The organism is Plantactinospora sp. ZYX-F-223 (assembly GCF_039649625.1).
GTDB lineage: Bacteria > Actinomycetota > Actinomycetes > Mycobacteriales > Micromonosporaceae > Plantactinospora.
In genome coordinates this window covers 101,116-118,590 of the sequence record NZ_JBDJAV010000006.1, presented here as the reverse complement: position 1 = coordinate 118,590, position 17,475 = coordinate 101,116, and the positions used below count along the sequence as shown (strand labels likewise).

Below are 17,475 nucleotides of genomic sequence, written 5' to 3'. Positions count from 1 at the left end.
CGACCGTCGCGCCGACCGCGCCCGCTCGACGGAGGGATCCGAGATGACGGACAGCCGGCAGGTCACCGCCCGCCCGTACCCGTTCGCCGCCCCCGACCGGCTCAACCTCGACCCGCGCTACGCCCGACTGCGCCGCGACGAGCCGCTGGTCCGGGTACAGCTCCCGTTCGGCGAGGAGGCCTGGCTCGCCACCCGCTATGAGGACGTCCGGGTCGTGCTCGGCGACGCCCGGTTCAGCCGCGCTGCGGGGGCCGGGCGCGACCAGCCCCGGACCATGCCCCGGCAGCCGGAGCTGGGCATGCTCGGAATGGACCCACCCGACCACACCCGGCTGCGCCGGCTGGTGGCGAAGGCGTTCACCGCGCGCCGGGTGGAACTGCTCCGGACCCGTGCCCAGGAAATCGCCGACGGCCTGGTCGACGAGATGGTCAAGGCCGGTCCACCGGTCGACCTGGTCGAGCACTTCGCCACCCCGCTGCCGATCCAGGTCATCTGCGAGCTGCTCGGCGTCCCGTTCGCCGACCGGGACAGGTTCCACACCTGGTCGGAGGCGATCGTCTCGACCACCTCGCTGAGCCCGGAGCAGATCCAGGAATACCTGGACAGCCTCTGGGGCTACATCGGGGAACTGGTCGCGGTCCGCCGCCGGGAGCCGATCGACGACCTGCTCGGCGCGATGGTCCGGGCCCGGGACGAGAACGAGGACCGGCTCACCGAACAGGAGCTGGTGCAGCTCGCCGCCGGCCTGCTCGCGGCCGGGCACGAGACGACCGTGACCCAGATCCCGAACTTCGTCTACGTACTGCTGGAGAACCCGTCGGAGCTGGCCCGGCTGCGCTCGGATCCCACGCTGATCCCGAGCGCCGTCGAGGAGCTGATGCGCTACGTACCCCTCGGGGCGGCGGCCGCCTTCCCCCGGTACGCGACCGAGGACATCGAGCTCGGCGGCGTACTCGTCCGGGCCGGCGAGCCGGTACTGCCGGCGGTCGGCTCGGCCAACCGGGACGCCACGGTCTTCGCCGATCCGGACCGGCTCGACCTGGGCCGGGAAGTCAATCCGCACGTCGGCTTCGGCCACGGCGTGCACCACTGCGTCGGGGCGCAGCTCGCCCGGATGGAGTTGCAGGTGGCGATCGGTACCCTGGTCGGCCGCCTGCCCGGCCTGCGGCTGGCGGTACCGGAGCCGGAGGTGCCGTGGAAGAGCGGCCTGCTGGTACGCGGACCGCTCGCGCTGCCGGTGACCTGGTGAGCACCGCCTGGCGGGTCAGCGTCGACCCGCACCGCTGCATCGGCTCGGGGATCTGCGCCGGCATGGCGCCCGGGCACTTCCGGCTCGTCGACGGGTTCTCGACCCCGCTGGCCGAGACCGTCGACCCGGCCGACCCGGTGGTCGACGCGGCCGAGTCCTGCCCGGTCGAGGCGATCCTGGTACGGGACGCGAGCGACCAGCGGCTCATCGCCCCTGAGCCGTGACGGCCGACCGCGCCGATTCCTGACGGCCCACCGCCCTCGACTCTCGACGCTCGTCGCGCCCGGGTCGTGGCACGTACCGTCCGGCGCCGCGCGGCGCCGGACGGTCGGGTCGACCCGGACGACGGCCGCCCCGGGACGGACCTGCTCAGAGGAGCGCGTCGACGGGGGTCCTGATGAAGTCGAGCAACGCCTGGTTGATCTCGTCGGCATGGGTCCACGGGATGCCGTGCGGTGCACCCTTCAGGGTGACAAGCTGGCTGTTCGGCATCGCCGCGTGCATCCGCTGCCCGGTCACCGGATAGGGCAGTACCCGGTCCGCGTCGCCCTGGATGATCAACGCCGGTACGTCGATCCGGGGCAGGTCCTGGCGGAAGTCGGTGAGCCAGGCGGGGATGCAGGCCAGCGTACCGATCGGCGAGGCGCTCACCGCCACGTTCCAGTTCATCCGGACCACCTCCTCGCTGACCCGTTTGCCGAGGTTCTCGTCGAGGTTGTAGAAGTCGTTCAGGAACGACGTCTGGTACCTGGCCCGGTCGGTGATCACACTCTGCATGAAGCCGTCGAAGAGGCTCTGGTCGACACCTTCCGGGTTGTCCTCCGTCTTGAGCAGGAACGGCGGGATCGGCGCGATGAAGACGGCCCGGTTCACCCGGGCGGAGCCGTAGTTCGAGATGTAGCGCGCCACCTCGCCAGTACCCATCGAGTGGCCGACGAGGATGGCGTCGGTGAGGTCCAGCTCGTTCATCAGGATGCTGAGGTCGGCGGCGAAGGTGTCGTAGTCGTAGCCCACCGCCGGCTGGCTCGACGTGCCGAATCCGCGACGGTCGTAGGTGATGGTCCGGTAGCCGGCGTTGAGCAGCGGGTTGATCTGTTTCTCCCAGGCCGCACCGCTGAGTGGAAAGCCGTGGATGAGCACGACCGGCTGCCCGGCGCCATGATCCTCGTAGTGCAGATCGATGGGCGCGGAGTTCTCCACGCCGACAGTCAGATAGGGCACCCGACTCTCCCCTTCCCCCGTGATTCGCCCGCCGCTGCCGGCGGGTGGCGTCGACCGGCACGCATCGGACGAGGGCATCCCACCCTCGCCGACAATTGCGTGAATTGTCGAGTTTGCCGTCCCCGGCCAGCCTAGCGAGCCGGTCCGGACCAGACCGACGGGATGGCGATATTCGCTGGTGACTGCGGAGCCGGTCGGCCTAGGGTGTCCCCCGATGACCCTCTGCCACGATGTCGACGGCGCCGGCCCGGCCGTACTACTGCTGCACTCCTCGGTCTGCGACCGCCGGATGTGGGATCCGCAGTGGCTCACCCTGCGCGACGCCGGATACCAGGTGATCCGCTGCGACTTCCGGGGCTTCGGCGAGACGCCGGTGCCGGATCGGCCGTACTCCGAGGCTCGGGACGTGCGCGACCTCCTGGACGCGCTCGGCGTGCAGCGGGTGGCGCTGGTCGCCGCCTCGTTCGGCGGCCGGGTCGGGCTGGAGGTCGCCGCCCGCTGGCCGGACCGGGTGAGCAGCATGGCGCTGCTCTGCCCCGGCATGCCGGGGCATCGGCCAGGCCCGGATTTGGCGGACTTCGACCAACGCGAGGACGAGCTGATCGAGGCCGGCGACCTCGCGGCCGCCGTCGAGCTCAACGTCGCGACCTGGCTGGGGCCGGAGGCCGACGAGGCGACCCGGGATCGGGTACGCGACATGCAGCGGCACGCCTTCGAGGTGCAACTCGCCGCCGCCGAGGACGTTCCGCGTCTCGATCTCGGCGAGCCCGACCTCGGCCAGATCACCGCACCCTGCCTCGCCGTTTCCGGCCGCCACGACCTGCCAGACTTCCGGCAGATCGCCGCCCGGCTGCCCGAGCTGCTGCCGGAGGCGCGGCACCTCGAACTCCCCTGGGCCGGCCACCTGCCCAGCCTGGAACGACCCGCCGAGGTCGCCGCCCTGCTCGTCGACTTCCTCCGCGAGACCCTGCCGCAGTCCGGCACGCGCTGACCCCCGGCCACTGCCTCGCCAGACAGCGAACCGGGAGCGGGGTCGGACAGCGGAGCGGGCGGACCGATCGCCGGAACGGTTGGACCGCCACCCTTCGCTATTTCGACCTCAGCCTGATCCCCGGGCCTGCTGCAAACCGAGGTGTACGCCCGTTCGGGGCGCTCGCCTCGTCCGCGAGCATCGTCGTGCCCTGACCGGCCCACCGCCATCGTCCCGAAGGCTCCTGATCCCTCACCGATGCTACTGATACCTCACCGCGACGGCCGCCTGGCGAGCCACACCGCGGGCCAGGCCAGTAGCAGGAGGAAGGGGTACGCGAACAGCGTGTCGACCACCGCCCGGCTCAGCGGTGGATGGGCGTACCAGTCGAAGATCCAGTGCAGTAGCGGGCTCGGCAGCATGCCGGCGGCGACGGCGATGGCGACGATCGTGCCGCGGCTGCCCAGCCGGGTGGTCGCGGCCAGCGCCGCCTCGATGGCGAGACCGGCGGCGAGGCAACCGCCGACCAGCGTCACGAACCAGATGTCGGGGTTGTGCTCCCAGTAGTAGAGATCAACCGGAGTCCCCCACGGCAGGTCGAAGTTGTTTTCGTCGTTCTGGTCGAACCGCGCCACCGCGATGCCGACGAACCCGGCGACGACACCGGCGACTGCCTGCGCGGCGAAGGCGGTGCCACGCCGACGGGTGCAGAGCCCGGCCAGCAGGCCCGCCACGGGCAGGAGCTGCCAGGCGTACCGGCGTGTCCAGTGGGGGATCGGATCGTCGAACCCGGCAACGAGCGGGTAAGCCATCATCGCGGCGCCCACCAGGGCGCCGAGCAGCAGCACGATGGCGAGGGCGACCGCTGGCCGGCGTGCCGGCGAGGGCGGGTCGGCCGTGGCCGGCCGCCCTGCGGTCGGGGTGGCGGCTGCCGCACCCGGCACGGCCGCTGCCAGCGGCGAGGCGGCCCCCGCACCGGGCGGCACGACCGGTGCCGTCGGCGGCACGACCGCTGTCGGCGGCGGCACGACGGGCGCCGCGCTGGCCGGTGCCGGTTGGGTCTGGACCGGCAGCGGCGGACGAGGTGCGGCGGCGTCTACATCGGAGGGAACCCGGAGGCTGCCGTGGGCGACGACCAGCTCCGGCTGGTCGATGACCGTCGGCGCCACCCCGAGTGCCCGGTGCAGCATGGTGCCGACCAGCGGGATCCGGCTGGACCCGCCGACCAGGAAGACCCCGGCCAGTTGATCGGCGGCGACGCCGCTGGCGACGAGCGTCGATGTGGTCAGGGCCACCGTCCGCTCCAGCAGCGGCCGGGCCAACTGCTCGAACTCGTCCCGGGTGAGGTGGATGTCGCGATCCAGTCCAGGCAGGACGATCGGTGCCGTGGCGGCCCGGCTGAGTTGTTCCTTGGCCGCCCGCGCCTCCTGCTGCACGAGCTGTCGCCAACGAAGCGCGACGAGTGCGGTGGCGTGCGCCGGAGCCTCGATGCCGGCGTGCGCGACCATCCAGTCGACGATCGCGGCGTCGACGTCCACCCCACCGACATCGTCCAGCCCGGCCGTGGCCAGCACCGCCCAGCCGCCGTCGGCCGTCCGTCGCACCGCGCTGACGTCGAACGTCCCGCCCCCGAGGTCGTACACCATCAGGGTGTTGCCCGGCTTCACCCGGTGGCCGAGCACCTCGGTGAAGTACAGCGCCGCGGCGACCGGCTCGGCCACCAGCCGGACCGTGCCCAGCCCCGCCCCGGTCGCGGCCTCCGCCAGTACCGCACGACGCCGGACACCCCAACTCGCCGGGTGGGTCAGCACCACCGGCCGGGGTACGGTGCCGAGCACGCGCTGCGCGGTCTGGGCCACCCGGACGAGCACCGCTCGGACCACCTCTCCGACCGGTGTCTCGACATCGCCCAACAGCAGTGTCCCGTCGTCGACGCGGCGCTTGGGATTGGGCTCCAGACGGCCGGGATCGAGCCGCGCGCCGCGCAGCGCGTCGTGACCGACCAGCAGGTGACCGTCCGGCTGCGCCAACACCGCCGAGGGCAGCAGCGGCGACGCGTCGAAGAGCAGCGACTCGATCCGGTCGCCCGACATCCGGAGCGCGGCCACGGTGTGCGAGGTGCCGAAGTCGATGCCGAGGGCGGCTGGCGTGGCGGACACCCACCGGACGGTATCAATGGCGGAACAGCGCGGCCCGGCCCGCGTGGGGCACGTCGCATGGCATGAGCGGTGTCGGCGGCTCAGCAGGCCCTGAGGGCCCGGGCCAGGCGGCGGACGGCCTCGTCCATCAGTTCGGGCGGGGCAGCGGCGTAGCTGAGGCGTAGGTGTGGGGCCGGTGGTTCGGCGGCGTACCAGGGGCGGCCGGGAAAGACGACCACCCCCTCGGCGGCCGCGGCGGTGGCCAGCCCGACGTCGTCGGTGCCCTCGGGCAACCGGGTCCACAGGTGCATGCCACCGCGCGGGACCGGCTGCTCGGCGAGTTCCGGCAGGTGCCGGCGGAGCGCGGTCAGCAGCGCCTCCCGGCGGGCCCGTAGCGCGGTGCGCAGGGCCCGGCGGTGCCGTGCCCAGGCGGGTGCGCTGACGAACTCCAGGGTGGCCTGTTGCAGCGGACCGGCGACGAAGAGGTCGTCGCGCAGCCGGGCGGTACGCAGCCGGGCACCGGCCGGGCCACGGGCGCCGATGGCGGCGACGCGCAGCCCGGGAGCCGTCGACTTGGTCAGTGAGCGGAGATAGACGACGTGCCCGTCGGGGTCGTCGGCGGCCAGCGGCGGCGGGGGCTCCCCGTCGATGGTGAGGTCGCGGGCGTAGTCGTCCTCGATCAGGAACGCCCCGGCGGCGCGTACCGCCTCGGCGACCCGGGCCCGGCGGTGGGCTGCCAGTGTCGCGCCGTGCGGGTTGGCGTGCAGCGGCTGGCAGTAGAACAGCCGGGCGCCGGTACGGGCGAACGCGGCGGCGAGCTGGTCGGGCCGTACGCCGTCGGCGTCGGCGGGTACCGGCACCACCCGCAGGCCGGCCGCCTGTGCGGTGGCCAGTGCGCCGAGGTAGGTCGGCGACTCGACGAGCAGGGTGTCGCCGGGTGTGCTGAGCGCGCGCAGCGCCGTCGACAGCCCGGCCTGCCCGCCGGGGCAGATGACCATGTCGTCGGCGCGCAGCCCGGCCCCGGCCTCCCGGGCGAACCAGGCGCGCAGGTCCTCGCGCCCCTCGGCCGGTCCGCGCTGCCAGGACGCGGATTGCCGGGCGGCGCGGGTGAGCGCGGCGCCGAGCGCGGCGGCCGGCTGGAGATCGGCGTCGAGGTACCCGCCGGAGAGCGGGATCGCCCCCGATGGCGGTAACGCGAGTAACGCCTGCATCTCCTCCTCGCCGGGCCGGCGGGGGCCGAGCGCGACGGTCTGCCAGGACAGGTCGGGGGCGGGTGGCCGGTGCGGCGGGGCGGCCACGAAGGTGCCCTTGCCGGATCGCGCCTCGACCAGCCCCTCCGCCACCAGTTGCCGGATCGCCTGGGCCACGGTGACCGGCGAGGCCTGGTGCCGGGCGGTCAGGTCGCGGACCGAGGGCAGCCGCGTGCCGGGGGCCGCGACAGCCACGAGGCCACGCAGATCTTGGACAACGCGTTCGGCAGCGTTACCGTGGTTCATGAAGGTTCAGAGTAGCGCTACTGTGAAGACTGCGGTAACGGCGGATCGCGTCGTCGGCCTCGCCCTCGGTGCCCTGGGCGTGCTCGCCTTCAGCATGTCGCTGCCGGCCACCCGGGTCGCGGTGCGACAGCTCGATCCGTGGTTCGTCGCCTTCGGCCGGGCCGTCGGCGCGGCGCTGCTGGCCTGGGCGTACCTGCGGGTCACCCGCGCGCCGCGGCCGACCCGCGGCCAGTGGCGGCGGTTGTCGATCGTCGCCCTCGGCGTCGTCGTCGGCTTCCCGCTGTTCACCTCGCTCGCGCTCGTCACCCAGACCTCCGCGCACGGCGCGGTCGTCATCACGGTGCTGCCCGCGATGACCGCCGTCTTCGCGGTACTGCGGGCCGGCGAGCGCCCCCCGCCGCTGTTCTGGGTCGCCAGCGCCGCCGGGCTGCTGGCGGTGCTCGCCTTCCTCGCCGCCAGCGGTGCGGTGCAGGGTGCCCTGTCCCCGGCCGACCTGTTCCTGCTCGCGGCGGTCGTGCTCTGCGGCCTCGGGTACGCCGAGGGCGGCGTACTCGCCCGGGAGCTGGGCGGCGCCCGGACGATCTGCTGGGCCCTGCTGCTCTCGCTGCCCGTCACCGGCCCCGTCACGGTCGTCGCCGCCCTGGCCGATCCCCCGCACGCCGACGCCGTGACCTGGTTCGCGTTCGGCTACCTCGCCCTGGTCTCCATGTTCCTGGGCTTCTTCGCCTGGTACGCGGGTCTGGCCCGGGGCGGCATCGCACAGGTCGGCCAGATCCAGCTCGCGCAGCCGGTGCTCACCCTGGTCTGGTCGGCGCTGCTGCTCGCCGAGACGGTCACCCCGGCCTCGATCGGGGCGGCGCTGGTGGTACTGGCCTGCGTCGTGCTGATCCAACGTACCCGGCCCCGGGTACCGACCGTGGTCGGCCGATGACAGCCAACCGAGATGGATGGCGGCGGAGCGTGACGCGGCAGTCCGATGTGGAGGCGGTGGGATGGGCGATCGGGGACCCGGCCCGGCGCCCCTTTCTGCCGGCTTCCTGGCTCTCGCGGTCCCGCTGCTGCTGGCGGGCGTGGCGCCGTCGTCCTGATGGGTGTGGTCCGTGCGCCGCCGTCGTCAGGCGTCCCGGGCGGGAGCCGCGAGCAGACCGGCGAGTTCGTGGCCCGGGGCGCTGAGCCGGGCGGCGATGTCGTGTCCGTGGATGGATTCGTAGCTCTCCGCCGTCACGTCGACCCCGAGCCGGGACACGTCCTCGGATGGCAGCGACCGGACCAACCCGCTCGCGACGGAGCGTACGACGTCCTCCACGAACTGCGGAGCCAGGTGCGCGCGGCGGACGAGGTCGTACTCGTCGGGCCGCTTCAGCAACTCCTGGGTGAGCGTGGTCTGCTCGGCCAGTACCCGGTACAGGTGCGGGTAGCCGGGCAGTCCGGTCGTGTCGCGGGCCAGCACGCTCAGCCGGACGCTGCCTCGCTGGCTGTGCGTGGCGATCGGCACCTGCCGCAGCAGGTCTACGCCGCGCTCCGGGCTGACGCCGAGTTGCTCGATGAGGTCGGTCAGCGCGTAACCCTGCATGCAGGGACAGGCGGTGATGTTGGTGGCGGTGACGCCGTGGCGGACCTCGGGTTCGGCTCCGGCGGTCGCGCCGGCCGAGATCTCGACGGTGTCGGGTGAGGAGAGGCCGCTGACCCGGGTCCGGGTGCTCAGCGGGACGCGGGCCCGCAGGCGCACCTCGACCACCTCCTGCTGCTGGCTGTCCCGGACGCGTTCGGCGATCTCGACGGCGAAGTCGGTGAGCGGGCGACCAGCCGACGTCGCCAGCGCGGTCTGGATGCGGGACATGTGGATGCCGCGCTGCTCGGCGCGGAGCGAGACCCGGACGTCCACGTCGCAGAGCAGCGGCAGCGTACCCCCGACCAGCTCGTCGGTGACGTGCAGCAGGACCTGCTGGTTACGGACGGAGACGGCCCGCAGCGCGACCGGTACCGCCGGGCGCTGGTTCGGCACGTCGTAGAAGGCGTCGTCGAATCGGGCCTGCGGCATGACGGACGGGGAGGATGTCGGCATCGGTTCTGCTCCTAACCACCGGGCGGATCTGGGGACGAGGATGCCGAGCGCGGCGTCGAGTAGCACGCCCCGATCCGCCGTGGGTGCGCCGTCACGTGGGCCTCGTCCCGACCCGGTCGGTGCCGGGGCACCTCCTCGACCTGGGGACGACACTTCCAGAAGCCGCTTACAGTCCGCTTTCACCTGGGAACGGGCCGACCAGGGCCAGCGGGGAGGACGGCGGCCGGGGTGCCACAGGGGCCGCTGGACCAGGACCTACGTTCCGCTCGACCGGTCACCGCACGGCATCCGGCCGAGCCGGAGCGGCCCTTATGCTGACCGGATGCGAATCGCCTTCGGCACCGACGACGAGAACGAGGCGACCAGAGCGGTGCTCGACTACCTGTCCGGGCTCGGCGAGGTGGTTCGGGTGGCTGGCGACGATCCGTGGCCCAGGATCGGCGCGGCGGTGGGCCGGGCGGTGACCGAGGGACGCGCGGACTTCGGCGTCGTGATGTGCTGGACGGGCACCGGCACCGCGATCGCGGCGAACAAGATCCCCGGGGTACGGGCGGCACTCGCCTGGGAGCCGTGGATCGCGACCGGCGCGCGGCTCTGGAACGACGCGAACGTGCTCGCGCTGAGCCTCAAGCGGCTGGCGCCCGACGTCGCCGTCGAGGTCGCCCGGGCGTTCTTCGAGACGCCCCGGCCCGATCCCGACGAAGCGGAGAACATCGCCCGGATCTCGGAACTGGAGCCGGGGCGCGACTCGTCGCGATGACCCGGCACTCGACCGCCGGGCACACGTTCGCCCCCGGCGGTCGACGTCGACGGTTGTACCGCTACCGGCTGCGCCGGACGACCCGGACGCCGTACGCGAGCGTACCGATGATGAGCAGGGCGCTCAGGAGTTGGAGGCCGGGCGAGTCGTCGTACCCCCCGTACACGATTCCGGCGGCGCCGATCGCGACGGCGACGATGGCGCCGATGACGAGCAGGTACTTCATGGGATCTCCGTTCCGGCACCGGACCCTGCACCGGGTCCGACGGTTGGGGTTGGTTCCTCCTCGACCCACTCGAGCAGGTCACCGGGTTGGCAGCCGAGCACCCGGCACATGGCTTCCAGGGTGCTGAACCGGACAGCCTTGGCCCGGCCGTTCTTCAGCACGGCCACGTTCGCCGGGGTGAGCCCGACACGCTCGGCGAACTCACCGACGCTCATCTTGCGCTTGGCCAGTTCGACGTCGATGCGCACGACGATGGGCATCAGATCACCGCTTCCATATCGGTACGCAGCGTGGTGGCCTGACGCAGCAGTGCACGCATCACGACCATCAGAAGCCCGAGCACGGCGACACCGATCGACATCAGGAAGAGCAGCAGGGGCAGCCCGGGGTCGTCCGAGTTGAAACCGACGTAGAGGAGCACGCCCACCAGCACCACCCAGCCGGCGGCGATGGCCCACAGGATCGCGTCCACCCAGGCCAGCGACGCCTCGCTGAAGATGCGGTCGTTCTTGACCATGGTGAGCAGCTTCCAGGTGGCCACGATCACCACCTGGACGCACAGCACCCAGAACACCGAGACGGCGGTCATCGGCCACCGCAGGTACGCGAGGTCCGGGGACTCCTCGGCCATGTGCGCGAACTGTCCGGGCAGGGAGAAGGTCTGGAACATGACCAGGACCCCGAACAGCAACACCAGGAGTACTCGGAGCTGGGCTACCGCCCGATGTTCGGTAAACATACATCGACTATCACTCGTTACCTATCGATTGTCAATAGGTTAGCGACAGTCACCACCGGGCTGCGGCCGTTCTGCCGTGCCGCCGGCCAGCACGGCGTCAGGAACGACGCCCGGCGTCAGACCGGCGGCGTGACCCGCTCCGGGCATCCCCACGCTCAGAGCCGGCGGACCTGCTTCCGGTACGGGCCGGGCCGTCCCGTCCACGAGTCACGGAACTGGCGGGGAGTCATCCCGTACGTCCGGGCGACGGTGCGGGCGAAGTGCGCCTGGTCGTGGAAGCCGGTCAGCACGCTCGCCTCGGCCAGCGGCACGCCGCGCCGATCAGCCCGCAGCCGTAATCGAGCCGCAGCCGCAGCCGCAACGCGTGCGGCGGCAGTCCGAAGTGCGCGATGCAGGCCCGCGTGACGCCGAACCGGCTGGTGCCGGTCACTCCGGCCAGCGCGGCCAGCGTGACGTTCTGGTCGAGGTGCGCGGCGAGGTGGTCGCGCGCCGTCCCGGCGATGGCGGCGGCCCGGACGGTGCCCGGAGGCGGTGCCGCCCCGGCGGCCTTGGTCAGCGCCAGCACGAGGTCGACGTAGATGCGGAAGCCATGACGACCGGGCCTACGGCCGCCGACCGACGAGCCGCCGAAAAGTCGTACCCGACCCGACACCTCTGTCCCGAGCCGGCACCTCCGCCGAACCGGGTCGCCGGCAGCCGTCAGGAGGGATCGGCCTGCAGATGGTCGACGACGTCGTACTCCACCAGCACCGGGCCGTCGTCCCCGTCCACATCGGACCAGGCGGTGAACGAGGCGTTGGCGACCGGACCGGCGGCGACCACGGCGCGCAGCTCGGCCAGCGACAGCCGCTCGATCAGGTGACGCAGCATGAGTACCACGGAGTCGTGGGCGACCAACAGCAGTCGCCGGCCGGCGTGGGAGGTGCGCAGGTCGGCGAGGAGCGGCGCGAGCCGGGCGCCGACGTCGAGCAGGGATTCGCCGCCGGGCGGGCGGTACCGGAGTTCGTCCGTCTCCCGCCACCGGGCGGCCTCGGCCGGGAACCGTACCCCGATCGCGGCCCTCGTCAGCAGCTCCAGCTCGCCCATCTCGCGGTCTCGCAACCGGTCGTCGACCAGTGGCTCCGGCAGCCGGACACCGGCCGCGTCGGCCGCCGCCACCGCGAACCGCCAGGTCTGCCGCGCCCGCCGGTACGGCGAACAGATCACCACCTCCGGCCGCCGGCCCGCCGGTAGTCCCACCAGCCGCCGCCCGACCGCGGCGGCCTGCCGCTCGCCCAACGGCGACAGCGGAATGTCCCGATCCCGGCCGACCAGACCCGTCTCGGCCCGACCGGCCACCTCGGCCGCGGCGAACGCCACGTTCGCGGTGCTCTGGCCGTGCCGCACCACCGTCAGGTCGAGACCGCGGATCCGGCGGTCGTCGACCGGGTACGGGCCCGCCGCCGGGCCGCCGGACGCGCCCGCGTCCACGCCGTCCGTCGACGCGAGTGGGGGCCGCGCCTCGTCCAACACCACCTCGCCACCAGCGACGGCCGACGGGCCGGGATCGTATTCAGACCAGCGTCGCACACTTCGCTCCGGGCCGGCGGCGTCCGCCCCGTCCGGATCGTCGCCGATCGGCGTCGACCCGGCCCGAACCAGGGTCGCGAAGTCGATACCCGCCGCCGCAGACAGCACACGGCCGAGTGATGGCAAGATCTCGCGGATGGAGTACGTCCTGCCGCCCGATGCCGCCGCACGCCTCGGCCAGGCACGTCGGGTCGTCGTCTTCACCGGCGCCGGGATGTCGGCCGAAAGCGGTGTGCCGACCTTCCGTGACGATCTCACCGGGCTCTGGGCCCGCTTCGACGCCATGCAACTCGCCACCCCGGAGGCGTTCCACACCGATCCCGACCTCGTCTGGGGCTGGTACGAATGGCGGCGCGCCCGGGTACGCCGAGCCCACCCTAATCCCGGGCATCTCGCCACGGCCGCCATCGAGGCTCTGATCCCCGGCACCGTGGTCGTCACCCAGAACGTCGACGACCTGCACGAGCGGGCCGGCTCCCGGTCCCCCGTCCATCTGCACGGCAGCCTCTTCGCGCCCCGCTGCATCGCCGAGGCCGCTCACCCGGCGGCCCTGCCGGAGACGACGCAGCACAGCGAGACCGTCGAACCGGACGAGGGTGGCCGGGTGCCACCGCCCCGTTGCGCCCGCTGCGGCGCACTCGTGCGTCCCGGCGTGGTGTGGTTCGGGGAGGCCCTGCCCGAGGCGGCGTTGACGGCGGCGGTCGACGCCGCCGTGGGCTGCGACGTCCTGCTGACGGTGGGTACCTCTGGTGTCGTCTATCCCGCCGCCGAGATTCCCCGGATCGCGGCACGCTCCGGCGCCACCGTTATCCAGGTCAACCCGGAACCGACACCGCTCGACCAGGTCTGCGCGATCAACCTGCGCGGGACCGCCGCCCAGGTGCTCCCCGCCCTCGTCGCGGCCGCCCGGCAGGCCATCGGGAACAGGTGATCCGCCGCGCGGGACGGGCCGGCATCACATGACGTGGGTGAGCGTCAATGACGTGGGTGAGCGTCAATGACGTGGGTGAGCGAGTCACATGACGTAGGTGAGGCTGACCCAGAAGACGAGCCCGGAGGCGGCGAGCAGCCCGCCGAGGGTGGTCGCCATGAGGACCAGCGCGGGGGCGATCCGGATCCGGACCCGCAGCAGCAGGTACACGCCGATGGCGGCGATGAAGGCGATCACGGCGAGGTAGAGCACGAGCAGGAAACTCGCGGTGACGACGGCGGCCGCACCCGCGGCCGCCACACCGGCCCGGCGTGGACCGAGGTCGCGCAGGAAGACCGGGTAGGCGACACCGGCGGCGAAGACGGCGACGAAACCCAGCACGGCCGGAAGGGCGAGCGTGGCGAGGTAGAGCATCAGCAGGAAACTCGCGGTGACGCCGATCGTCACGGCTCCGGCGGCCCCGGCGGCGCGCCGTGGGCCGAGGTCGCGAAGCAGAACCAGGTAGGCGACCGCGCCGGCGCAGAGGGCCGTGCCGCCGATGAGGATCGCGAGGGACGAGTCCACGGTGTTCCTTCGGGTCTGGGGGGCGAGCGGTCGTCGGATGTGGGGAATCGTACGAAACCTCCGCACCCCCGGGGCCCCTCGCCGTACGCCTGGCTCACCCGGGCGGGCGAGGCGCTCTGCCGGGATGGCAGGGTATCGCCGTGACATCGACCCTTCCGTCCGACGTGAGCGCCTACCTCGCCCGGGTGCTGGACCGGCTGCGCACCGTACTCGGGGACGCGCTGCTCGGCGTCTACCCGACCGGATCCCTGGCGCTGGACGGTTATTCGCCGGGGCGCAGCGACATCGACCTGATCGCCGTGGTCGAGCGCGCCGGTCCGGCGGTACTGGAGACGCTCGCCGCCGAGTTGTCCCACGACGTGCTGCCCTGCCCCGCCACCGGCCTGGAGTTCGTACTGTACGAACGGTCGGCGGTGGCCGGCGCCGGTAGCGGCGCGGGCTTCGCGCTCAACCTCAACACCGGACGGGAACTGCCGCCGAAGGTCGGCTTCGGGGCGAGCGAGGACGAGGCGGTGTTCTGGTACCCGATCGACCGGTCGATCAGCAGCCAGCAGGGCCTCGCGCTGCTCGGTCCGCCGCCCGCGACGTTGCTGGCGCCGGTACCGTTCGACGCGCTGCTGCCGGTGCTGGTCGAGTCGGTCGAGGCGCGGCTGCACGCGGACCTCGACCTCGGTGACAACGCTGTGCTCAACGGCTGCCGCTCGCTGCGGTACGCGAGCCACCGCCGGTGGTACGCGAAGCGGCCGGCGGCGCAGTGGGCGGCCGGAGCCGCACCGGAGTTCGGTCCGCTGATCCAGGCGGCACTGCGTGGTTACGCCCGGGGCCGGACCGCCGGCGACACGCTGGACGAGGTGCAGGTGCACGCCTTTCTCACCTTCGTCCTCGACCGGCTCGGCCAGCACCGCCCCGCCGCAAGCACGGTTGGTCGATCCGGCGGCTGAACCCCGACCGACCGAATGCCCGGCCGTCGGCGACGCCCGAAGGCCGGCACAGAGCGGATCGGCGGGGGTGCCCCGGCTACCCGGCCGGTGCGGACCGGATCGCGAGCACCGCCTGGACGAGCGCGGCGTGGGTCAGGGTCTGCGGATAGTTGCCGAGGTGGGCGCCGGTGGCCGGGTCCATCTCCTCGGCGTAGAGACCCAACGGGCTCGCCCGGTCGAGGAGTGCCTGGAACAGCTCGACCGCCTCGATCCGCCGTCCGGTGGCGGCGAGGGCCTGGGCCAGCCAGAACGAGCAGGGCAGGAAGGCGGCCTCCGCGCCGGGCAGGCCGTCGCGGCCGGGTGGGTAGCGGTAGAGCAGCGGACCGCCCGCGTCCAGGTCGCTGCGGATGGCCTCGATGGTGCGCGTGACGCGGGACGAGCCGGCGTCCTCGATGCCGAGCAGCGGTAGCACCAGCAGCGCCGCGTCGACTTCCCGGGAGCCGTAGCCTCGGACGAGATTCGACCGCTCCGGGTCGACGCCGTGCGCCCGCACGTCGTCGGCGATCGCCTGCCGGGCGTCGCGCCAGCGCCGCCGCTGCCGCTCGGGAAGTGCATGGGTCTCGGCTATCCGCAGTGCCCGGTCCAGCGCGAGCCAACCCATCAGCTTGGAGTGCACCTGGTGGGTGGCGTGCCGCAGCTCCCAGATGCCGGCGTCGGGCTCCCGCCACCGCCGGGCGACCACCTCGGCGAAGCCGCGTACGGCCCGCCAGGTCTCCGCGTCGAGGCGGTGTCCGGCCCGGGCGTACACCCAGACGGCGTCGACGACCCAGCCGTAGCCGTCGAGCTGGTGCTGGCCGGCCGCGCCGTTGCCGAGGCGTACCGGGGTGCTGCCGGCGTAGCCGGGCCAGCCGTCGAGCCGCCGCTCCCCCGGCACCCGCAGTCCGTCCAGGGTGAACAGTGCCGGTAGCCGCGGTCGCTGCAACCGGCTGGCCCGCAACAGCCAGGCGAGGAAGCCGCGGGCCTGGTCGGGCTTGCCGACGCCGAGAAAGGCGGCGACGGAGATGCTGGCGTCGCGGGGCCAGACGTAGCGGTAGTCCCAGTTCCGTACCCCGCCGGGCTGCTCCGGCAGCGAGGTGGTCGGTGCGGCGACCGGGGCATGCGACGGCGAGTACGTCAACAGCCGCAACGTGAGCAGGCTGCGCGCCACCGCGTCCCGGAACGGGAGGTCGGGATCGACGTCGGCGATCCATGCCCGCCAGTGCGCCTCGTCCGCGCGCAGCAGTTCCCAGGCCGCCTCCGGATCGACGTACAGCAGTGGTTCCCGGTGCGCCATGACCAGTACGAAGGTGACCGGTCGGTCCGGGTGGACGGTCACCGGGGCCGGTCGGCCGGGTTCGACGAGGCGCCCGGGAGCGCAGGTCAGTGACACCGCGAGCGAGCCCCATTCGCAGACGAGCAGTGACCGGCGGCGGCGTACCCGCGGCGGCCGGTGGTCGGCGCCGAGCCGGGGGTCGAACTCGACGACGGCCTCGGCCGGACCTCCGGCGGCGTGGAGCCGTCGGACCAGGAGCATCGCCGGGAGCATCCGTCCGGCGACCTCGGCCACCATCCCCTCGGTGAGGGTGAGCCGCCGGTCGCCGACCGCCCAGGTCGTCCGCAGGGTTGCCGTGTGCCGCCGGTACCGCCGCTCGACCACCTCGGCCGGTCGGGCCGGGCCGATCCGGAAGGTGCCCGCCGCCGCGCCGCCGACGAGCCGGCCGAACAGGGGCGCGCCGTCGAACCGGGGTACGCACATCCAGTCGATCGCACCGGCACTGGAGACCAGGGCCGCCGTGCGGGTGTCCCCGAGCAGCCCGTAGTCCGCGATCGGTGGCAGCCCCGGGTCGGCGGCCGGTTCGCTGGTCATCGCGGCCCTCGCCGGCACCCCGACCGGAACCCGTCGGCCCGGTGTGCCGCTCCGCCGTCGGCCCGGCGTGCCGGTCCGCCGTCGGCGCGGTGCACGGCCGCTCCGGCCGGGGTCCGGCTCACCGGGCCTGGAGGAGCAGGCCGAGGACGGACCCGTAGAGGACGTGCATGGCCACCGTGACCAGCGGAGTCTGCACGCCGTAGTTGAGGGCCAGCAGGCCCGGCGGCTCCAGCACCGCCGTACTGGACGGACCGGCCCGCGCCGATGCCATCCGGGGATGTACGCCCGGAAGCAGCGGTAGCAACACCGTCAGCGTGATGCCGACGTGCAGTACGCCGAGCAGCGCTCCGAGCCACCAGGTGGCCCGCCCGAGCAGGGCGAACGTCGCGGCGTAGCCGAGCGCGAATCCCTGACCGGCCAGGAGGTGGAGGAAGAACCCGGCGACCCGGGCCCGGTCCGGGTCCTCGGTGACCAGGCTGCCGAGGATCAGCGGCAGGTCGACCCGGGTGAGCCCGGCGAGCTGCGCCGTGATCATCGCCGCGGTCAGCGCGGCGGTGGCCACCACACCGAACAGTGCCCATCCAGCCCAGTCCATCTCAGTCGGGATTCCCCGGCGCGGGCCCGCTCGCCGGGGCGCGTCCCGGATCGGCCACCGGCCCGCCTCCCGACTCCCGAGTGGGTCGCACGGCATCGGGCACGCCCGGCTCCGGCGCCACCACGA

Annotated in this window: 20 protein-coding genes; 7 read left to right on the top strand and 13 right to left on the bottom strand. The window is 73.1% G+C overall.

What is annotated here, in order from left to right; all coding sequences use genetic code 11:
- Window positions 1-43: 43 nt before the first annotated feature.
- Window positions 44-1,249 (top strand): cytochrome P450, encoded by a 1,206-nt coding sequence (locus AAH979_RS08235; protein WP_346257449.1) that lies wholly within the window; start codon window positions 44-46, stop codon window positions 1,247-1,249.
- Window positions 1,246-1,473 carry a ferredoxin gene (locus tag AAH979_RS08230; protein ID WP_346257448.1) on the top strand — a complete coding sequence of 76 codons (228 nt, stop codon included), beginning with the start codon at window positions 1,246-1,248 and terminating at the stop codon, window positions 1,471-1,473. The genes AAH979_RS08235 and AAH979_RS08230 overlap by 4 nt, the downstream gene beginning before the upstream one ends.
- Before the next feature lie 145 nt (window positions 1,474-1,618).
- On the opposite strand, the gene AAH979_RS08225 is transcribed toward AAH979_RS08230, so the two are convergent.
- A complete protein-coding gene (locus tag AAH979_RS08225; protein WP_346257447.1) occupies window positions 1,619-2,470 on the bottom strand; it encodes an alpha/beta hydrolase in 852 nt (283 codons plus the stop codon).
- A 214-nt stretch (window positions 2,471-2,684) separates the two neighbouring features.
- Between AAH979_RS08225 and AAH979_RS08220 the strand changes: the two genes are divergently transcribed.
- Window positions 2,685-3,461 carry an alpha/beta hydrolase gene (locus AAH979_RS08220; RefSeq protein ID WP_346257446.1) on the top strand — a complete coding sequence of 259 codons (777 nt, stop codon included), beginning with the start codon at window positions 2,685-2,687 and terminating at the stop codon, window positions 3,459-3,461.
- Window positions 3,462-3,712: 251 nt separating this feature from the next.
- Here the strand turns inward: AAH979_RS08220 and AAH979_RS08215 are convergent, their stop codons facing one another.
- Both AAH979_RS08215 and AAH979_RS08210 read right to left on the bottom strand, forming a co-directional pair.
- Entirely contained in the window at window positions 3,713-5,599 is a 1,887-nt protein-coding gene (locus AAH979_RS08215) for an Hsp70 family protein (RefSeq protein WP_346257445.1), read from the bottom strand.
- 80 nt (window positions 5,600-5,679) lie between these two features.
- Complete coding sequence (locus tag AAH979_RS08210) at window positions 5,680-7,074, bottom strand: PLP-dependent aminotransferase family protein (protein ID WP_346257444.1); 1,395 nt, start codon at window positions 7,072-7,074, stop codon at window positions 5,680-5,682.
- Between the two features lie 22 nt (window positions 7,075-7,096).
- Between AAH979_RS08210 and AAH979_RS08205 the strand changes: the two genes are divergently transcribed.
- A complete protein-coding gene (locus AAH979_RS08205; protein ID WP_346257443.1) occupies window positions 7,097-8,005 on the top strand; it encodes a DMT family transporter in 909 nt (302 codons plus the stop codon).
- Between the two features lie 183 nt (window positions 8,006-8,188).
- Here the strand turns inward: AAH979_RS08205 and AAH979_RS08200 are convergent, their stop codons facing one another.
- On the bottom strand, window positions 8,189-9,139 hold the full coding sequence (locus AAH979_RS08200) for a GTP cyclohydrolase, FolE2/MptA family (RefSeq protein WP_346257442.1): 951 nt from the start codon (window positions 9,137-9,139) through the stop codon (window positions 8,189-8,191).
- A gap of 322 nt (window positions 9,140-9,461) precedes the next feature.
- On the opposite strand from AAH979_RS08200, the gene AAH979_RS08195 reads away from it, so the two are divergent.
- Window positions 9,462-9,899 (top strand): RpiB/LacA/LacB family sugar-phosphate isomerase, encoded by a 438-nt coding sequence (locus tag AAH979_RS08195; RefSeq protein ID WP_346257441.1) that lies wholly within the window; start codon window positions 9,462-9,464, stop codon window positions 9,897-9,899.
- A gap of 61 nt (window positions 9,900-9,960) precedes the next feature.
- Here AAH979_RS08195 and AAH979_RS08190 read toward each other — a convergent pair whose 3' ends face one another.
- From AAH979_RS08190 to AAH979_RS08165, 6 genes are all read right to left on the bottom strand, one after another.
- A complete protein-coding gene (locus tag AAH979_RS08190; protein WP_346257440.1) occupies window positions 9,961-10,125 on the bottom strand; it encodes a hypothetical protein in 165 nt (54 codons plus the stop codon).
- A complete protein-coding gene (locus tag AAH979_RS08185; RefSeq protein ID WP_346257439.1) occupies window positions 10,122-10,385 on the bottom strand; it encodes a helix-turn-helix transcriptional regulator in 264 nt (87 codons plus the stop codon). Before AAH979_RS08185 ends, AAH979_RS08190 begins: the two co-directional genes overlap by 4 nt.
- On the bottom strand, window positions 10,385-10,864 hold the full coding sequence (locus AAH979_RS08180) for a DUF2975 domain-containing protein (protein WP_346257438.1): 480 nt from the start codon (window positions 10,862-10,864) through the stop codon (window positions 10,385-10,387). Before AAH979_RS08180 ends, AAH979_RS08185 begins: the two co-directional genes overlap by 1 nt.
- Before the next feature lie 155 nt (window positions 10,865-11,019).
- Complete coding sequence (locus tag AAH979_RS08175) at window positions 11,020-11,175, bottom strand: helix-turn-helix domain-containing protein (protein ID WP_346257437.1); 156 nt, start codon at window positions 11,173-11,175, stop codon at window positions 11,020-11,022.
- Window positions 11,148-11,516 carry a hypothetical protein gene (locus AAH979_RS08170; protein WP_346257436.1) on the bottom strand — a complete coding sequence of 123 codons (369 nt, stop codon included), beginning with the start codon at window positions 11,514-11,516 and terminating at the stop codon, window positions 11,148-11,150. Before AAH979_RS08170 ends, AAH979_RS08175 begins: the two co-directional genes overlap by 28 nt.
- 47 nt (window positions 11,517-11,563) lie before the next feature.
- Window positions 11,564-12,541, bottom strand: coding sequence for a histidine phosphatase family protein (locus tag AAH979_RS08165; protein ID WP_346257435.1), 978 nt, complete (start codon window positions 12,539-12,541; stop codon window positions 11,564-11,566).
- A gap of 28 nt (window positions 12,542-12,569) precedes the next feature.
- Between AAH979_RS08165 and AAH979_RS08160 the strand changes: the two genes are divergently transcribed.
- Window positions 12,570-13,364, top strand: coding sequence for an NAD-dependent deacylase (locus tag AAH979_RS08160; RefSeq protein ID WP_346257434.1), 795 nt, complete (start codon window positions 12,570-12,572; stop codon window positions 13,362-13,364).
- A gap of 84 nt (window positions 13,365-13,448) precedes the next feature.
- Here the strand turns inward: AAH979_RS08160 and AAH979_RS08155 are convergent, their stop codons facing one another.
- Window positions 13,449-13,928, bottom strand: coding sequence for a hypothetical protein (locus tag AAH979_RS08155; protein WP_346257433.1), 480 nt, complete (start codon window positions 13,926-13,928; stop codon window positions 13,449-13,451).
- Between the two features lie 140 nt (window positions 13,929-14,068).
- Here AAH979_RS08155 and AAH979_RS08150 point away from each other — a divergent pair, with 140 nt between their 5' ends.
- Window positions 14,069-14,869, top strand: coding sequence for an aminoglycoside adenylyltransferase domain-containing protein (locus AAH979_RS08150; RefSeq protein WP_346257432.1), 801 nt, complete (start codon window positions 14,069-14,071; stop codon window positions 14,867-14,869).
- A 76-nt stretch (window positions 14,870-14,945) separates the two neighbouring features.
- Here the strand turns inward: AAH979_RS08150 and AAH979_RS08145 are convergent, their stop codons facing one another.
- Window positions 14,946-16,754: a glycoside hydrolase family 15 protein gene (locus tag AAH979_RS08145; protein WP_346257431.1), complete on the bottom strand. Its 1,809-nt coding sequence runs from the start codon at window positions 16,752-16,754 to the stop codon at window positions 14,946-14,948.
- A 118-nt stretch (window positions 16,755-16,872) separates the two neighbouring features.
- Window positions 16,873-17,349 (bottom strand): hypothetical protein, encoded by a 477-nt coding sequence (locus tag AAH979_RS08140; protein ID WP_346257430.1) that lies wholly within the window; start codon window positions 17,347-17,349, stop codon window positions 16,873-16,875.
- Window positions 17,350-17,475: the final 126 nt, after the last annotated feature.